Genomic DNA, 17,847 nt, shown 5'->3' with positions numbered 1-17,847 from the left:
TTCTTGCCGTCGTCGTTTGTTTCTTGCCGTCGTCCTGGCGAAAGCCAGGACCCATTACCCCGACTGCATGTTGTCGGGCAAGTTGAAGCCCCAGCTCGTCCCAGCCATAGCCTTCGGTGGCTGGGTCCTGGCCTTCGCCAGGACGACATCGGAGATGATGGCTCGATTTGTCCATCATACGAAAATCACTTCCCCGACACCATCTCCTCGACCTCGCGCAACTGCTCCTTGCCGAAGAACATCTCGTTGCCGACGAAGAAGGTCGGCGAGCCGAACGCGCCGCGCGCGACTGCCTCTTCGGTGTTCTTGATCAGTCTGCCCTTCACCTCGGGTTCCCCGGCGCGGGTGAACAGTTTTTGCGCGTCGAGGCCGGAGGACGCCAGCGCCTTCGCCGCGATTTCCGGATCGTCCATCTTCTTCGGCTCGCGCCACATGTGGTGGAAGGCGGCCTCGACATATGTCTCGAACACGCCCTCGAGCTGCGCCGCGATCGCCGCGCGCATCAGGTTCAGCGTGTTGACCGGGAAGAACGGATTCATGACGTAGGGCTGAACCTCGAAGCGCTTGACGAAGCGCTCGGTCTCGACCGTGTGGAATTCGCGCTTGTTCTTGATACCGGCGAACGTCTCGGCCGGCGACTTGTTGTTGGTCGACTTGAAGATGCCGCCGAGCAGGATTGGCACGTACTCGAACTTGACGCCGATGCGCTGCTCGATGGCGGGGATCGCGAGATGACTGAGATAGGCGTTCGGGCTGCCGAAATCGAACAGGAATTGCGGGGCTGTGCGGGTCAAAATCATCCTCCCTGACGTTGCTTTTTCGCATTGTGGCGCAGCGCGCGCCGCGGGTCCACCATTTAATGACGGTCATAATCTCTTGATGATGTCGTCAGATCAGACGCGGGATCGTTCGCTTGCGCCACACCAGAAGGTAATAGCCCATCTGCAAAAGGAACATGGAGCAGAACACGATCGGATAGGCGGCCCACACACCCTCAAGGCCGATCGTGCGGCTCAGGATCACCGCGGACGGCAGCTCGATTGCTCCAATGGCGAAGATCGCGAGCAGCATTGGCGTCAGCGCCACGCCGGCAGCGCGCATCGCCCCGGAAAACACCGTCGCCAGGCCGAACGGCACCGAGCTCCACAATGCGATGTTGAGCAAGTTCTTCGCCAAATCGAGCACGGTGTCTTCAGTGATGAAGATACCGAGCACGGCGCGCGGCGCCAGATAGATCAGCGCCACCAGCCCGCCCGTCAGGACGATGTTGAACGCAAGTCCGGTGCGCACGATGTCGTCGAGCCCCGTTCTGTCGCCGCGGCCAACCGCCTGCGCGCCGAGGATCGAGACCGCGATTGAAATCGACATCGCCGTGAACTGCGTGTAGCCCATCACCTGGTTGACCGCGCCATAGGCTGCGGTTGCGTTCGAGCCGAACCCGTTGACGAGGCCGAGCAGCACCAGTTCGGCGATCGCCATCACCACCATGCCGATTCGCGCTCGGCAGTCCAATGCCGAGAATTTGCCCCAGCACCACACGATTGAGCCGCAGATGGCGCAGCAGTGCAGCGTCCGGTGCCAACGCATGTTTCCTCCGCAGCAGATAGGCGGCCAGCGCGACCAGCGTCAGCGTGTTGGCGATCGCCGCGGCCCAGGCCGGGCTGGTGATGCCGGCCGCCGGCAATCCGAACGATCCTCGGATCAGAATCGGCGTCAAGATCAAGCCGATCGCAGTCGACAAGGCCAGCGCCAGCAGCGGCGTCAGCGCATCGCCGACGCCGCGGATCATCGCCGTCATCAGCAGGAAGACGAAGCCGAGCGGCATGGTGAGCAGCATGATGCCGGCATAGGCGCTGGCCTGGTCGAGAATGTCCGTGGGCGTTGCGAGCATCGTCATCAATTGGCGGCTGAAGATCCCGCCGATCAGTGCAATTGCAATCGAGAGCAGCAGGCCGATCGCGAGCGTCGTGCCCACGATGAGCTTGATCCGGCCCTGCTCGCCCGCACCATAGGCTTGGCCGATCAGTACCGTGGCGCCGGTGCTTAGCCCCATGACGAAGGCGAACAGGAAGAAGAACACCGGAAAAAACACCGAGACCGACGCGAGCGCGTCGACCCCGACCATCTGGCCGAGATAGACGTTACTGAGGGTGCCGAACAGCGATTGCAGCGCATTGCTCAGCATCAACGGCGCGAGGAAGCGCAGAAAACTTTTCCAGAGCGGCTTGGCGGCGGACATGGATTGGCCTTTCGTCAGGGCGTGCGGAACCGTCGCCACGCGAAGTGCGCGCGGCGCGGTCGTCGATGGGGTTGTGAGAAGGCGCGCGCCTAAGCGCGGTCGCTGTAGGCGAGCTTGACGATGTGGTCGCGGATGTCGGCGGGCCAATCTGCGATCAGTCCGGTGAAACGCCGCCGGTCATCCGCAAACAACGCGCGCGATGCTTCCTCGAACTGCGGCAGATTGCCGGCCATGGTCGACATGAAGTGATAGGCCGCATCGCGCGCCTGCCGCTCGCGGTCCTTGTCGCCGCTTGCGCGCCGCGCTTCTTCGACAAGTTTCCGCAGCGCCACCGAAGCGCCGCCTGCTTGCGCGCTGAGCCACTCCCAGTGCCGCGGCAGCAGCGTCACCTCGCGCGCGACCACGCCGAGCTTCGGCCGGCCGCGGCCGCGCGGCTCGCTCGGCGATGGGGTGTCCTCAACCGGGGGCGGGACAAGCTTCGCCAGCCGCGCCAGCACCTCGCGGTCTCCGCCGCGCAGATCGAAGTCGATCGATCGGCCGGTGGCGTCCTCGAAGATGATGATGGGTTCGTCGGGCCGCTCCGCCATCCGCTTGATGACCAGCGCGACCTCTCCCGCCGGCCCGGAGACCAGACGGCGATGCCCTTGGAAAGCGGTGAAAGTCTTCTGCATTGGAATCATTGCCATATTCGTCGAGATGGCGACTTTAATACCCGGGTAAATTGCTGGGGTCAATATACCCGGGTCAAAATATCCGAGCGGATGGCTCGACATTGCGTTCCCGGGCTGGCACGAACGCGCGGCTGATCGAGCCATGCCTAGCCCCGGGGACCACGCGATGCTGACCGTTCATCACCTCAACAATTCGCGCTCGCAGCGCGTGCTGTGGCTGCTCGAGGAGTTGGGCGTGCCCTACGAGATCGTGCGCTATCAGCGCCAGCCGGACATGCGCGCGCCGAAGGAGCTCCGCGCCATCCATCCGCTCGGCAAGTCGCCCGTCATCACCGACAACGGCAACACCATCGCCGAATCCGGCGCGATCATCGAATATCTCATCGCCACGTATGGCAACGGCCAGCTGGTCCCGCCGCCGAACACGCCCGAGCGGCTGCGCTTCACCTATTGGCTGCACTATGCGGAAGGCTCGGCGATGCAGCCGCTGCTGCTCAAGCTGCTGTTCACGCTGATGCCGAAGCGCGCGCCGGCGTTGCTCCGCCCCCTGGTGCGCAAGGTCTCGAACCAGGCGCTGACTGCGCTGGTCAATCCGCAGCTCAAGCAGCACATGGACTACTGGGAAGGCGAGCTTGCGAAAACCGAGTGGTTCGCCGGCAACGAGTTCACCGCCGCCGACATCCAGATGAGCTTTCCGCTCGAGGCAGCCCAGGCGCGCGGAGGGCTCGAGCTCGGCCATCCCAAGGCGATGGCGTTCCTGGAGCGCATTCATGCACGGCCGGCGTACGCGAGAGCGCTCGAGAAGGGCGGTCCGTATCAGGTGGGGCGCTAACTTCCTCACTGCGCCCTGCGCGACAGTGCCCGCCAGTTCGCATGCAATACGCGTCCGCGCGTCTTTGACAGTTTCTCTGGCCTCGCGGTGTAGTACGCGCCGCGTTCCGCGCAAGCCGGCCGCCGGCCTTCGCGCCATGCAAGGACAGAGTTACTGCCCCGCTGCTTCCGCACCCCGGGTACGCGGATCGGGCGCGCCGAGCGGACCGTTGGCGGTCACCGAGATCGAATTGGCGGATGTCTGCCCCATCGGCGTGACGATGAGATGATCCATCGCCTTCAGCTCGAGCAGCACATTGTCGGGAAAGCCGCTCTCGACCCGGACCTCGTCGGGCAGCCATTGGTGATGCAGCCGCGGTGCGGCCACGGCTGCCGCGACGTCCATCTTGTAATCGAGGACGTTGACGATCACCTGGAGCACGGTCGAGATGATGCGGCTGCCGCCCGGCGAGCCCGTCACCAGTACCGGCTTGCCGTCCTTCAGCACGATGGTCGGCGACATCGAGGACAGCGGCCGCTTGCCCGGCCCGGGCAAATTGGCCTCGAAGCCGACGAGGCCGTAGGCATTGGAAGCGCCGACCGCTGCGCTGAAATCGTCGAGCTCGTTGTTGAGCAGCACGCCGGTGCCGTCGGCGACTAGGCCGACGCCGTAACTGAAGTTCAGCGTATAGGTGTTGCTGACGGCGTTGCCGCTGCCGTCAACGACGGAAAAATGCGTGGTGTTGCTGCCCTCATGCGGTGAGGCCGCGGTGGAAACGAGCTGTTTCGACGGAGTGGCGCGATCGGCGGAGATGGTTGCCCGCAGCTTGCCGGCGTAGTCCTTGGCGGTGAGCGTCCCGATCGGTGCGTTGACGAACGCGGGATCGCCGAGATAGCGCGCCCGGTCCGCATAAGCGCGCTTCATGGCCTCGATCAGCAGATGCAGCGAGGCCGGCGATCCTTGCTTCAGATCAGCGAGCTGAAAACCTTCGAGGATATTGAGCGTCTCCACTAGCACCACGCCGCCCGACGACGGCAACGGCATCGACACGATGTCATAGCCGCGATAGGTGCCGCGCACCGGTGCACGGATGACCGCCTGATAGGATTTCAAATCGGCCGGCGTCATGATGCCGCCCGCGTCAGTCACGGCCTTGGCGAGTTTTTCCGCGACCGGCCCCTCATAGAAACCGCGCGGGCCCTGTGCGGCAACAGCCGACAGCGTTTCGGCGAGATCGCTCTGCACCAGTCGGTCGCCTTCGCCGAGCGGTGTACCATCAGGCCGCGAGAAAATCCTGGCCGACGAGGGCCAGCGCACCAGCCGCTTGTGCCACCCCGGCAGAGTGTCGACAATGTCGTCGCCGACGAGGAAGCCGTCGCGGGCGAGCGCGATCGCGGGCTCGAGCAGTTGCGCCAGCGTGAACCGGCCCGAGCCATATTTTTCCAGGGCCAGCGCAAGACCCGCGACGGTGCCGGGCACGCCGACGCCGAGCGCGGAATCCCGCGACTTCGCCGCATCGGGCTTGCCGTCGGCGCCGAGGAAAATCTGTGGCGTGGTCGCAGCCGGCGCGGTCTCGCGATAATCGATTGTGATGTCTTCGTTGCGCTCAGTGGAATGAATCACCATGAAGCCGCCGCCGCCGATATTGCCGGCGCGCGGATAGGTCACGGCCATCGCAAAGCCGGTCGCGACCGCGGCGTCGACGGCATTGCCGCCCCGTCGCAGGATGTCGGCGCCGACCTGCGCAGAGATTTTCTCCTGCGCGACCACCATGCCGTGCTCGGCGGGAACGGCACGCACCGTGTCGAGCGCCGGCGGCACATAGGCCCGCCGCGCATCCTGCGCGGTCGCGGTCGGAAGTCCAAACGCCAGAGTGGCAAGGAAGGCGAAAAATGTCCGCCGTGTCGAAAAAGACGACATCATCAAACTTCCGCAATGGCCATGGGCAGTTCACATGCAGCGTTGCAATGCTATACGGTTTGTTTCGACAGAGGCAAAACTGTTCGTGATGAGGATTGTGGAGTGACGACGATCGCCCCGGATGCGCGCATCGCCGGCGCGCAGCGGACCTATCCGCAGCGCAGGGCCGTCGTCAGCTGGATCTTCTTCGACTGGGCGGCGCAGCCTTACTTCACGCTGATCACGACCTTCGTGTTCGCGCCGTATTTTGCCACCGGCATTGCGCCGAATCCCGCCACCGGGCAATCGCTGTGGGGCTTTGCGATGGCTGCCGCGGGCCTCGCAATCGCGCTGATGTCGCCGGTGCTGGGGGCTATTGCCGATGCTTCGGGTCGCAGGAAGCCGTGGATCGCGGGCTTCGGTGCCGTGCTGGTGCTGGCATCCTGCACGCTGTGGATCGGCAAGCCGGGCGATCCCTCGATCATTCCGCCGCTGCTGACCGCGGTCGCGCTCGCCAGCGTCTGCGCGGAATTCGCCACTCTCTTCAACAATGCGATGATGCCCACGCTGGTGCCGCCGGATCGTATCGGACGGCTCTCCGGCACCGGCTGGGCGACGGGATATGTCGGCGGCATCGTCAGCCTGATCATCGTGCTCGGCCTGCTCGCCGCGAATCCCGAGACCGGCCGCACGCTGCTCGGCTTTACGCCGCTGTTCGGGCTCGATCCCGTCAGCCGTCAAGGCGACCGCGCCGCGGGACCGTTGACCGGGCTTTGGTTCATCATTTTCGTGACGCCGATGTTCCTGTTCACGCCGGACTATCCAGCGAAGCGTCCGGTGCGCGAGGCGCTGCACGAAGGCCTGTCGGAGCTGAAGCAATCGATCAAGGGGCTGCCGCAGCAGAAATCGCTTGCGGCCTTTCTGCTTGCGAACATGATCTACACCGATGGTCTGGTGTCGCTGTTTGCCTTCGGCGGCATTTATGCGGCGGGCACGTTCGGCTGGCACACGATTCAGATCGGCACGTTTGGCATCATGCTCGCGATCGCCGGCGCGTTCGGTGCGTGGCTCGGCGGCAAGCTGGACGATCGCTTCGGGCCGAAGCGCGTGATCGCCGGCAGCATGCTGGTCCTGCTGCTGGCGCTGACGGCGATCCTACTGGTCGACAAGGATTCGATCTTCTTCATCAAGGTTGCGCCGCCCGCGCCCGGCGGTGCTTTGTTCGCCGCTGCGTCAGAGCGCGCTTATCTGGTGCTGGGCTGCCTAATCGGTGCGGCCGGTGGTCCGCTGCAAGCGGCCTCACGCACGCTCCTGATCCGTCTCGCACCGAAGGACCGCATCGCGCAGTATTTCGGTCTGTTCGCGCTGACGGGAAAAGTCACGTCCTTCATCGGCCCGCTCCTGATCGGTGTGATCACCGCGGTGACGGCGAGCCAGAAGGCCGGCATGGCCGTGCTGGTGGTGTTCTTCGTCGCGGGGCTGGCGCTGTTGATGCGGGTGCGGGAAAATTAGTGTCGTCCCGGCCTAGTGCGCAATTGCGCACGGGGACCGGGACCCATACCGCGTGATTTCTCGTTGCCGCGACGCGGCTAGTACCGCACACCAAACTACTTCCTGGGGCTATGGGTCCCGGCCTTCGCCGGGACGACCCGTTGAGAGTTTAGTGCACGACAGACCTAATGCCTGAAGTGCCGCGTGCCCGTGAACACCATGGCGATGCCGTGCTCGTCGGCGGCCTTGATGACCTCGTCGTCGCGCATGGAGCCGCCGGGTTGCACCACGGCGGTGGCGCCGGCCTCGATGCAGGCGAGCATGCCGTCGGCGAACGGGAAGAACGCATCCGACGCCACCACCGAGCCCTTGGTGAGCGGTTCGGCGAGCTTCAGCTCGGCGGCCGCATCCTGAGCCTTGCGTGCCGCGATCCGCGCTGAATCGACCCGGCTCATCTGGCCGGCACCGATGCCGACCGTGGCGAGATCCTTGGCATAGATGATGGTGTTGGACTTGACGTGCTTGGCCACCCGAAACGCGAACTTCAGATCGCGCATCTCGGCGTCCGTCGGCGCCCGCCTGGTCACAACCTTGAAGGTCATGTCGTCGACCACCGCATTGTCGCGGCTCTGCACCAGGAGGCCGCCTGCCACCGTCTTGGCGGTGAGGCCGGGCGCGCGCGGATCGGGTAGGCTGCCGGCGAGCAGAAGCCGAAGGTTCTTGCGCGCGCCGATGATGGCGATCGCTTCCTCGCTTGCGTCGGGCGCGATGATCACCTCGGTGAAGATCTTCGTGATCTCGCGCGCGGTGTCGGCATCGAGCGCGCGGTTCATCGCAATGATGCCGCCGAACGACGAGGTGGAATCGCAGGCCAGCGCCTTGCGATACGCGCTGACGAGGTCGGAGCCCTCCGCGACGCCGCAGGGATTGGCATGCTTGACGATGACGCAGGCTGCGGTGCGCTTGGCGTCGAACTCGCCGATGCATTCATAGGCCGCATCGGTGTCGTTGATGTTGTTGTAGGAGAGCTCCTTGCCCTGGAGCTGCCGCGCGGTCGAGACGCCCGGTCGCTTGTCGGGCGTCGCATAGAACGCCGCGGTCTGGTGCGGATTCTCGCCATAGCGCAGCGACTGGATCAGGCGGCCGCCGAAGGCACGGAAATCGGGCGCGTCGATCTCGAGCTGGCGATTGAACCAGTTCGAGATCGCGGCGTCATAGGCGCCAGTGCGCGCGTAAGCCTTGGCGGCAAGGCGCCGGCGCAGCTTCAGCGTGGTTGCACCGCTGTTGGCGGCGAGCTCGTCGAGCACGGCCTGATAGTCCTGCGCCTCGACCACGACGGCGACGTCGTCATGGTTCTTCGCGGCGGCGCGGATCATCGCGGGGCCGCCGATGTCGATGTTCTCGATGCAATCCTCGAAGCCCGCGCCTTTGTCGACGGTCGCTTCGAACGGATAGAGATTGACGACGAGGAGATCGATCGGCGCGATGCCATGCGCGGTCATCGCTTCCGCATGGTCCTTGTTGTCGCGGATCGCGAGCAGGCCGCCATGCACCTTCGGATGCAGCGTCTTGACGCGGCCATCCATCATCTCGGGGAAGCCGGTCAGCTCGGAGACGTCCTTCACCTCGAGGCCGGCCGCGGCGATCGCCTTTGCGGTGCCGCCGGTCGAGATCAGCTCGACATCGTGCGCGGCAAGCGCCTTCGCGAATTCGATCAGACCGGTCTTGTCGGAAACGGAGAGAAGGGCGCGGGTGACGCGGCGGGGATGGTCAGTCATGAGCAAGATCCTCTGTCTGAAGGAGTAATGCCCAGGCGCGCGGCAGCTATGTCCCGCGCTTCCCGATGGTGCTCCATCCAAGGTCGCCAGTCGCGCGAGCGAAGGCTCGATAGCAGTTTTCGGTCGCTTTCACAACGATCAGATGGGGCCGAATTGCAGGCGTCTACAGCGGAAGTTCCGGCTCCCGCCGCGCATTTCTGCGGGCATTCGTGATCGCCGGCGAGGCGGTGGAGCGGACAAAACTCCAGCGGATCGAGGGCGCCTGTCGCGCATCCTGGCGGATCACGATCTGCGCGGTGCGGCGCGGGCCGTCATTGCCGGCCAGGGACACGCTGTCCTCCAGCTCCACCTTGTCGTCGAGTGCCTCGAAGGTCCAGACGTCGCGGTTCGGCAGCACCAGCATGACGCCGCGGGCATCGGACAGCCGGCTCGCCTTCACCGCTGGGTGCAGATGGAATCGCAGCGCGAAATCGGCATCCGCACCCTTGAAGCGTCCGCCTTGCGGCGGCGACAGCGTGTCCTCGCCGTCGATGCGCGCGCCGTCATTGGCGATCATCAGCACGCGACGGTGGATCGCGCCGAATTTTGTCAGGTAACCGTCATGCGACGTCGTGAGCAGCGTGCCGTTCTGCACGATTTCGCGATAGCTCTCGACCTCGACGGGACCGCTGGTGACCGGAGCGCCGTGCAAGAGCCGCTTCATCGCCGACATCTCCACGAACTGGCATGACGAGGTGTCGTGATAGGTCAGCGTCGAATGCGCCGCCGTGCCGCGTGCGAACGGCCGCCAATTGTCGCGGCCCGTAGTCGGCATGCCGCAATTGGTGACGATGCGGCTGATGCCGGAGGACAGTTCGAACGACAGGCAGCCGGCATGGGCGTCGTGGCTGACGCTGGCCGCCGGCGGCGGGCCGGTATCGATGATCAGCGTGGTCTGGCCGGCATCGAGGCGCTGGAAACCGGTATGCGGCATGTTCGACATCGGCGCGCCGTGGGTGTCGTCATAGGCAAGCAGCGTGGCAAGCAGGTCTGAGGGCGTCGCGCTCATGCCGTTGAACAGCGCGAAATTGCCGTCGCCGTGGCGGAAGAAGCGCAGCATCGGCATCATGCGGTCGATCGCGTTGAGCAGCGCGGGCGGCGGCGCGATGTTGCGTGCGGCAAAGGTCTGCCGCAACGGCAACAGGTCGATCAACAGCTCGATCAGCGCGCCCGGGTTGCGCGAGACATGTCCGCCGTCGGGCAGGATCTGCCGCTGCAATTCATCAGAGAGCTTTTTTGAGGCGCTGCGGATGTGACTTGCCTGGTTGGCGAGGCACAGCGCCGCATAGCATAGCGCGATCAGCACCTGGAGCTTCGGCACTCCGTCGGGAATGTTGACCATGGTGTAGCGCAGCAAGCGGATTTCGCGCGCCAGCGCGCGCAGATAGCGACGGTAGAATTTGTTGTCGGTATCGTTCAGTACCAGCGGTGCCTGCGACAGCAGGGAGATCACGCGTCGCGCCAGCACGTCGGCGCGTCGCGCGACGGGACGGCGCTTGCTGGCAGGGTTGCCGATCCAGTCCTCGATCAGCGAGCGCGCATTCGCGCGCGTCAGCGCGGTGTCCGCGGCGCGCAAATGGCGCAGCCAGCCGAAGCCGAGCAGCGCAACCTCCCAATCCTCCGACGGCGGCTCGAGATCGAAGATCGAACGGCCGTGGCAATTGACGATCTTGCCGGCGAAGACGAAGCGGCCGGCATAGATCTCGGCGGCGCGGGTCGCATCCGCTGTGCGAAGGTCATGCGGCGCGATGATCAAGCGGTCGGCGCGGCCGGGCCAGACCCGCGACAGGGCGACGGAACCGCCGCTCGCGCGCGCGAGCATGTTCCGCGCGAAGCGGTTCATCACCAGCGTCGAGATACGTCTGCGTTGAGCGACCGACACGCCTTGCCTTGATGGGGGAGAGGATTCCGACGAATCCTTATTAATCCCAAAATCGGACGGCCGACACCACCTTGAACGACGCGAATCAGCGCCGTGGTTGCAAAATCCAGTGCAAAATCAGGATTTAACGAGCCGGGCCGCGAAAAAGCCGTCGAGCCCGCCGAGCTTGGGATCGGCGTTCGGCAGATGGCTGGGCAGAGTGCGCAAATCGCCCTCGGCGGTGACGATCTCGTTGAGCCCCGACACCTCGGACGCATCGATCGGGACCCGGCGAAGCCCAGGCTCTGTGGCCAGCAGCGCGGCGACCGCATGCTCGCCCTCTTCGGGTTCCAGCGAGCAGGTACAGTAGACCAGCGTCCCGCCGGGCTTGAGCAGGGAGACCGATTTTTGCAGCAGCCGCCGCTGGAGCACGGTCATTGCGGCGATGTCGGATTCCTGCCGGAGCCAGGAGACATCGGGGTGGCGGCGGATCGTCCCGGTCGAGGTGCAGGGCGCATCGATCAGGATGCCGTCGAAGCCATCGGCCGGACCCGCCCATTCCACGGCGTCGGCGACGACGGTCTCGGCCTGGAGCGACAACCGCATCAGATTCTCGCGCAGCCGCGCCACCCGGGCGGGCGAGCGGTCGATGGCCGTGACGTGCGCGCCGGCCTGCGCCAGTTGCGCGGTCTTGCCGCCGGGAGCGGCGCAGAGATCGGCGATGGATTTGCCCTTGATGTCGCCGAACAGCCGAGCTGGCAGCGCAGCGGCGGCGTCCTGCACCCACCATTGTCCTTCGGCGAAGCCGGGAAGCATGGTCACCGCGCCATGCAGCACCGTACGCACCGATCCGGTCGGCAGCACCTCGCCATGTAAGCGGCTCGCCCATTGCGCGGCGTCCGACTTCACGGTCAGATCCAGCGAAGGGTCGTGGCTGAGCGCGAGCGCCATGTCTCTTGCGACCGTCTCTCCGTAATGCGCGCGCCAGCGCGCGACCATCCAGGGCGGCAGATCCAGCGACTGTGCCGCAACCTCGTCCACCAGCGCCTTGCCCTCGCGGGCGCAGCGGCGCAGCACGGCGTTGACGAGGCCGGCATAGCGCGCGGCGCGCCGGTCGGATTGCACGAGGCGAACGGAAAGATCGACGGCCGCGTGATCGGGCACGTCCATCCAGAGGATCTGGGCGGCGCCGATCAACAGCGCGCTCTGCGCGCGCGGCGCGTCGGAGGGAATGCCCTTGTCGAGCAACCGAGACAGCACATGGCCGAGCGTGCCGAGCCGGCGCAGCACGGTGGCGACCAGGCGGCGCATCAGCGCGCGGTCGCGGTCGGGGAGCGTCTTCAGTCCGGGATGGGCGCCGCTGCCATCGAGCTGCTCGTCAAGCGTGCGGTGCTTTTGCAGCACGCCGTCGACGATGTCGGCGGCAATCCGCCGCGCCGCGAGACCGGGCACTTCGGATGGAGGAGCGAAACGTTGAGAAGGCATGCGGAAACAAGGTTCTGAGCGAGCGGCAGTTCGCCGTAATGGGCGCATGCCTTGAGAAGGCGATCTCTGGCACGCGAATATGCCAAATGTAAGAATCGCTTCCGGGTTTTTTCAGCCCTTTCGGCGCCATTTCAGGAATGCGTTATTGGGCGTCGCGCCGTGCGCCGTCCCGCGCTAGAAAGCCTACGATGAGTGACCAGCCTCCTGTTCCCGACCGCAAGCAGCTTACGCCGGCCGCCCAGCGTGCGCTGGCCGAGGCCGACGCGCGCCGGCAGGCTGCGGCAGTCCGAGCCAAAAACAACGGCCAGGCGGCGCCAAAGGAGTTGCAGGGCCCAAAAGGACCCGAACCGACCCGCTATGGCGATTGGGAGCGCAAGGGCATCGCTTCCGACTTCTGAAGCTTGCCTTTTGAGGCTCGCTTGCCGTACTGCCCGACTCAGCCCTAGCGTGCGCGGATGTCGCGTTTCGATCCAAGCCATCCGTATCGGCCTTCATACAGCGGCTCGCCGTTTGGCCGCCGCTTCTCAGGCCTGTTGCCGTGGATGTTCGTGGTCGGAATCGTGGTGGCCGTGGTGTTCACGTTCCGGCACGGGATGAACTGGCCCTTCCCTCATGCGACTGACGGTCAGTCGCGGGACGCCGAAATCATCTTACAGCAGGCCAATCCTGACGTCCGTGAGCCGGTCGACGTCGTTCGCACCATTGACGGCGACACCTTTCTCGCACGCGTTCGTCAGCGCAACGGCCGCGATCTCGTGGTGCGCGTTCGCCTGCGCGGCATCGATGCACCCGAGATGAAAGCCTCCTGCCAGGAGGAGCTGGACAAGGCCGAAGCCGCGGCCCGCGCATTGCGCGATCTGCTCGGCCAGGGTGGCGTGGTGATCACCAATCTCGGCTCCGATAAATACGGACGCGTTCTCGCCGACGTCGCGACCAAACGCACGGCCAATGTCTCGGCGGCGTTGCTCGCCGGCGGCTACGCGCGGAACTACAATGGCGGCCATCGCGACGGCTGGTGCGCGCGGAGCTGGCGCTTCTGGTAACAAAAAAGCCGCGTCGAAAGACGCGGCTCTTGCCGTCTCGCCCTGATGCCGGCGATCAGCGCGTCACGACCACCGTCGTGCCGACCGAGACGCGGCTGTAGAGATCCGTGATGTCGTCGTTGAGCATGCGGATGCAGCCATACGAGACGAAGCCGCCGATCGAGCCCGGCACGTTGGTGCCGTGGATGGCATACTCACCGCCGGACAGCGTCATCGCCGCGACGCCCATCGGGTTGCGCGGCGAGCCGCCCGGGATGACGTCCGGGATGCTCGGCTTGTCGCGCTTCACCTCGGCAGGCGGCGACCAGGCCGGATTGCGGTACTTGCCGTCGATGCGGGTGGTGCCGGCCCACTGCTTGCCGGACTTGCCGACGCCGACCGGGTAGCGCACGGCGTGGCCATTATCGAGGACGAGATAGAGCCGACGCTCGTTGGTTTTGACCACGATGGTGCCCGGCGAATAATCAGCCAGGTGCGTTCCCACCATTTCCGGCCGCGCCTGCGCCGCCGTCGACATCATCACCCCAGCCCCAACGGTGGCGGCCAGCGCCACAGCAATCCTCATCGACATCGATTTTCCCCTTGCCCCGAACGGACCGTCCAAAATTACGCAAAACCGGCAATCGCCGGCTCACCAAGTCCTTGTTAGGGGACATTCTTAACCGCGCCTGTTAACCGGATGGTTTCCACGCACGGCCGCCAAGGGCCAGCCAGCAGGGGGAACAAAGGAAAAGTTCGAAACAAAGTAAATGACCTGAAAACAACACTTGCCCGGAAAGATGCCCGGGCGCCGGGGCGCGGCCCGACAAGTGCGTGAGGATGTGAACGGCCGTTGTTTGGGGGAGCGCTAACGCGGGGATGGATCTCGTGTCCCGGACGCGGCGCAGCGCGAAGCGGTGCGACGCAGAGCCGGGGCATAGAAAGCCACAGAGTCTGCCGTTGCATGGGCCCCGGCTCAGCAGCGCACCGCGAAGGAGCGCTGCGCTGCGTCCGGGGCACGGGACTGACTTACGCGGACTTCTTGTTCTGCCGGTTCTTGACGAGGTCGTCGACCACGCCGGGATCGGCCAAGGTCGAGGTGTCGCCCAGGCTGCCCGGCTCGTCCTCGGCGATCTTGCGCAGGATGCGGCGCATGATCTTGCCGGAGCGGGTCTTGGGCAGGCCTGGCGAGAACTGGATCTGGTCGGGCGCGGCGATCGGGCCGATCTCCTTGCGCACCCAGGTGACGAGTTCCTTGCGCAGTTCGTCGCTCGGCTCGACGCCGGCCATCAGGGTCACATAGGCGTAAATGCCCTGGCCCTTGATGTCGTGCGGGTAACCGACCACGGCGGCTTCCGAGACCTTCTCGTGTGCGACCAGCGCACTCTCGACTTCCGCCGTGCCCATGCGGTGACCGGAGACGTTGATGACATCGTCGACGCGGCCGGTGATCCAGTAATAACCGTCGGCATCGCGTCGGCAGCCGTCGCCCGTGAAATACTTGCCCTTGTAGGTCGAGAAATAGGTCTGTTCGAAGCGGGCGTGGTCGCCATAGACCGTGCGCATCTGGCCCGGCCATGACCGCGTCAGGCACAGATTGCCTGATGTCTCGCCGTCCAGCACCTTGCCGTCGGCGTCGACGATCTCAGGCACCACGCCGAAGAACGGCTGAGTCGCCGAGCCCGGCTTGAGCTTCGTGGCGCCGGGCAGCGGCGTGATCAAAATGCCGCCGGTCTCGGTCTGCCACCAGGTGTCGACGATAGGGCAGCGTTCGTCGCCGACGACGCGGTGATACCACTCCCAGGCTTCCGGATTGATCGGCTCGCCGACCGAGCCGAGCAGGCGCAGGCTGGCGCGCGAGGTCTTCTTCACGGGCGCGTCGCCGTTCTGCATCAGCGCGCGGATCGCGGTCGGCGCGGTGTAGAAGATGTTGACCTTGTGCTTGTCGATGACGTTCCAGAATCGCGAATTATCCGGGTAATTCGGCACGCCTTCGAACATCAGCGTGGTCGCGCCATTGGCGAGCGGTCCGTACAGAATGTAGCTGTGGCCGGTGACCCAGCCGACGTCGGCGGTGCACCAATAGATGTCGCCGTCGTGATAGTCGAAGACGTATTGATGCGTCATCGCGGCGAACACGAGATAGCCGGCGGAGGTGTGCAGCACGCCCTTGGGTTGGCCGGTCGAGCCCGAAGTGTAGAGGATGAACAGCGGATCCTCGGCGTGCATGTGCTCGACCGGGCATTCCGTCGTCACCATCGCGGCAGCCTCGTGATACCAGAGATCGCGCGTCGGGTTCATGTCGATTTTGCCGCCGGTGCGCTTGACCACGACGACCCAGTCGACGCCGTCTGCCTTGGCGAGCGCCGCGTCGACATTGGCCTTCAGCGGCACCTTCTTGCCGCCGCGCAGGCCCTCATCCGCGGTGATGATCACCTTGGACTGGCAGTCGTTGATGCGCTGCGCGAGGCTGTCGGGCGAGAAGCCGGCGAACACCACGGAGTGAATCGCGCCGATCCGCGCGCAGGCCAGCATCGCATAGGCCGCCTCCGGAATCATCGGCAGGTAGATGGTGACGCGGTCGCCCTTTTTGACGTTCCGGGTGCGCAGGATGTTGGCCATCCGGCAGACCTCGTCGTGCAGCTCCTTGTAGGTGATGTGCCGGGATTGCGAGGGATCGTCGCCTTCCCAGATGATCGCTGTCTGGTTGGCGCGGCTGTGGAGATGCCGGTCGATGCAATTATGGGCGACGTTGAGGATTCCGTCCTCGAACCATTTGATGGAGATGTTGCCGGGCGCGAAGGAGACGTTCTCGATCTTCGTCGGAGCGTGCATCCAGTCGATGCGCTTGGCCTGCTCCGCCCAGAAGGCGTTCGGGTCCGAGATCGAGCGGGCGTACATGTCCTTGTACTTGGCCTGATCGACCCAGGCGCGCTTCGCCCATTCCGCGGGGACGTCGTAGATCTTCTCGGACATGCTTCCCTCCACATACGGCAAGCCGAGCACAGACCGCTGGCGAGCCGACTTGATCGTTGAACCGATTATGCGTCGGGCTAACCGGACCCGACAAGGTGCACAAGCTGGACCTTCGGCGAGCAGCCTGCCATGCGGAGGATCAAGCCGCTCCGTGCGACTGTCGCAGTTTTGAAACAGGGCGACGGGCGGCTTTCGGGGCTTTACCCAGATCTTCGGAATGGGCCCGCGCAGAGCGCCATGCGCCCAACAGAGGTATTTAGAAACCGCCTCTCACTGATTCGGGACTCGCAATGCGGTTCGGAACACCCTAAATGGCCAACCCGGGTCCACGAGACCCCTTGGAACAAAAATCAGAACAGCGGCATTGACCGATAACAAACAGGGCTAAGGCATAAGACTATGATGGATCAGCAGAATCTCGGGACTTTGCGGCCCGCTTCAGCCGATCCTGCAGCCATTGCGCTGGCCAAAGCCCTCGGACAATGGCCGAAGCCAGCCGGTTCCGGCCGTCCCAGCCCGAAAAAAGTGTTCGACGCGGCGCCTGCGGCGACGGTCGAGGCCCTCGCCAAGGAGCTGGGCCTGCGGCTCGGCGACCAGAACGAGCTGACTATTCGCCGCATCAGGCGCGGCAAGGGCTATTCGTTCGTGCGGCCCAACGGCGCCCACATCCGCGATGCCCGCACCATTCGGCGGCTGCATTCCATGGCGGTGCCGCCGGCCTATCGCGAGGTGCGCTACTCGGCCGATCCGAGCACGCATCTCCAGGCGGTGGGACGCGATGCCGCGGGCCGGCTGCAATATCGCTATCACGCCGATTGGGAGAAGGTCCGCGAGCAACGCAAGGCGCATCGCCTGGAAAAGCTCGTCGGCGCGCTGCCCAAGATCCGGCGCAAGGTCTCGGCGTTCCTGTCGGGCGACGAGCCGACCCGCGAGTTCGCGCTCTCGGCCGTCATCGAATTAATTGCGCGCACCGCGATCCGCCCCGGCAATGAATCCTATGCCCGTCTAAACGGCACCCGCGGGGCCACCACGCTGCTGAAGTCCAACGTCTCGCTGGAAGACGACAGCTTCGTGCTGACGTTCAAGGCGAAGGGCGGCAAGGCCGTGCGCAAGGAGTGCGACGCGGCCAAGCTCGTGCGCGCCATCGGCATTTTGCAGGGCGTTCCCGGCAAGCGCATGTTCCAGTATCGCGATCCCTATGGCATCGTGCGCGCGGTCAGCACCACGCAGGTGAACGCGTTTCTGCGCGAGATCGCCGGCATCAAGATCTCGCTGAAGGATTTCCGCACGCTGATGGCCTCTGCTGTCGTCGTGGAATCGCTGTCGCGGATCACGCCGGCGACCAGCCAGCGTGGCCGCAAGAAGCAGGTGCTGGAGGCGATCCGCGGCGCTGCCGATCAGCTCTCCAATACGCCGGCGATCTGCCGCAAGAGCTATGTTCACGACACCATCGTCACCGCGTTCGAGGACGGCATCCTCGAACGCTTCGCCGCGACCATGAAGGGCCAGCGCTCGCAGGCCAGGCGCGAGCAGCTTTTGCAGCAGGTGGTGGCGACCGCGGCGGTCTGATCCTCT

Annotated in this window: 13 protein-coding genes, 1 pseudogene and 1 riboswitch; of the genes and pseudogenes, 5 read left to right on the top strand and 9 right to left on the bottom strand. The window is 65.0% G+C overall.

The genetic code is table 11. The annotated features are described in order from the left end of the window. Window positions 1-185: 185 nt before the first annotated feature. From ABIC03_RS34905 to ABIC03_RS34895, 3 genes and pseudogenes are all read right to left on the bottom strand, one after another. Window positions 186-800 carry a 2-hydroxychromene-2-carboxylate isomerase gene (locus tag ABIC03_RS34905; protein WP_502916953.1) on the bottom strand — a complete coding sequence of 205 codons (615 nt, stop codon included), beginning with the start codon at window positions 798-800 and terminating at the stop codon, window positions 186-188. 88 nt (window positions 801-888) lie between these two features. Next, window positions 889-2,239: pseudogene (locus tag ABIC03_RS34900) on the bottom strand (MATE family efflux transporter). Between the two features lie 89 nt (window positions 2,240-2,328). Next, on the bottom strand, window positions 2,329-2,925 hold the full coding sequence (locus ABIC03_RS34895) for a DUF2239 family protein (protein WP_354064903.1): 597 nt from the start codon (window positions 2,923-2,925) through the stop codon (window positions 2,329-2,331). A gap of 151 nt (window positions 2,926-3,076) precedes the next feature. Here ABIC03_RS34895 and ABIC03_RS34890 point away from each other — a divergent pair, with 151 nt between their 5' ends. Beyond that, on the top strand, window positions 3,077-3,742 hold the full coding sequence (locus ABIC03_RS34890) for a glutathione S-transferase family protein (RefSeq protein WP_354064901.1): 666 nt from the start codon (window positions 3,077-3,079) through the stop codon (window positions 3,740-3,742). Between the two features lie 150 nt (window positions 3,743-3,892). Here ABIC03_RS34890 and ggt read toward each other — a convergent pair whose 3' ends face one another. Beyond that, entirely contained in the window at window positions 3,893-5,644 is a 1,752-nt protein-coding gene (gene ggt / locus ABIC03_RS34885) for a gamma-glutamyltransferase (protein WP_354064899.1), read from the bottom strand. Between the two features lie 99 nt (window positions 5,645-5,743). On the opposite strand from ggt, the gene ABIC03_RS34880 reads away from it, so the two are divergent. Next, window positions 5,744-7,132 carry an MFS transporter gene (locus tag ABIC03_RS34880; RefSeq protein ID WP_354064897.1) on the top strand — a complete coding sequence of 463 codons (1,389 nt, stop codon included), beginning with the start codon at window positions 5,744-5,746 and terminating at the stop codon, window positions 7,130-7,132. Window positions 7,133-7,296: 164 nt separating this feature from the next. Here the strand turns inward: ABIC03_RS34880 and purH are convergent, their stop codons facing one another. The 3 genes from purH to ABIC03_RS34865 form a co-directional block, all read right to left on the bottom strand. Continuing rightward, window positions 7,297-8,889 carry a bifunctional phosphoribosylaminoimidazolecarboxamide formyltransferase/IMP cyclohydrolase gene (gene purH / locus ABIC03_RS34875; protein ID WP_354064895.1) on the bottom strand — a complete coding sequence of 531 codons (1,593 nt, stop codon included), beginning with the start codon at window positions 8,887-8,889 and terminating at the stop codon, window positions 7,297-7,299. Window positions 8,890-8,911: 22 nt separating this feature from the next. Next, window positions 8,912-8,993: riboswitch (ZMP/ZTP riboswitch) on the bottom strand. 59 nt (window positions 8,994-9,052) lie between these two features. Continuing rightward, the gene (locus tag ABIC03_RS34870; protein ID WP_275169155.1) at window positions 9,053-10,771 is read right to left on the bottom strand and encodes a heparinase II/III family protein; all 1,719 of its coding nucleotides are present in this window, start codon (window positions 10,769-10,771) and stop codon (window positions 9,053-9,055) included. Between the two features lie 156 nt (window positions 10,772-10,927). After that, a complete protein-coding gene (locus ABIC03_RS34865) occupies window positions 10,928-12,274 on the bottom strand; it encodes an RsmB/NOP family class I SAM-dependent RNA methyltransferase (RefSeq protein ID WP_354064893.1) in 1,347 nt (448 codons plus the stop codon). A gap of 188 nt (window positions 12,275-12,462) precedes the next feature. Here ABIC03_RS34865 and ABIC03_RS34860 point away from each other — a divergent pair, with 188 nt between their 5' ends. After that, window positions 12,463-12,672, top strand: a complete 210-nt coding sequence (locus ABIC03_RS34860) for a DUF1674 domain-containing protein (RefSeq protein ID WP_275169058.1) — start codon at window positions 12,463-12,465, stop codon at window positions 12,670-12,672. Between the two features lie 57 nt (window positions 12,673-12,729). Further along, window positions 12,730-13,317, top strand: a complete 588-nt coding sequence (locus ABIC03_RS34855) for a thermonuclease family protein (RefSeq protein WP_275169060.1) — start codon at window positions 12,730-12,732, stop codon at window positions 13,315-13,317. A 55-nt stretch (window positions 13,318-13,372) separates the two neighbouring features. Here the strand turns inward: ABIC03_RS34855 and ABIC03_RS34850 are convergent, their stop codons facing one another. Both ABIC03_RS34850 and acs read right to left on the bottom strand, forming a co-directional pair. Continuing rightward, window positions 13,373-13,888: a L,D-transpeptidase gene (locus tag ABIC03_RS34850; RefSeq protein ID WP_354064890.1), complete on the bottom strand. Its 516-nt coding sequence runs from the start codon at window positions 13,886-13,888 to the stop codon at window positions 13,373-13,375. 437 nt (window positions 13,889-14,325) lie between these two features. Further along, on the bottom strand, window positions 14,326-16,272 hold the full coding sequence (acs, locus tag ABIC03_RS34845) for an acetate--CoA ligase (protein ID WP_354064888.1): 1,947 nt from the start codon (window positions 16,270-16,272) through the stop codon (window positions 14,326-14,328). Between the two features lie 399 nt (window positions 16,273-16,671). On the opposite strand from acs, the gene ABIC03_RS34840 reads away from it, so the two are divergent. Next, window positions 16,672-17,841 carry a DNA topoisomerase IB gene (locus ABIC03_RS34840; RefSeq protein ID WP_275169065.1) on the top strand — a complete coding sequence of 390 codons (1,170 nt, stop codon included), beginning with the start codon at window positions 16,672-16,674 and terminating at the stop codon, window positions 17,839-17,841. Window positions 17,842-17,847 lie beyond the last annotated feature (6 nt).

The sequence above is a fragment of the Bradyrhizobium sp. RT6a genome, assembly GCF_040547675.1.
Lineage (GTDB): Bacteria > Pseudomonadota > Alphaproteobacteria > Rhizobiales > Xanthobacteraceae > Bradyrhizobium.
This window is presented reverse-complemented; position numbering and strand designations above follow the sequence as displayed.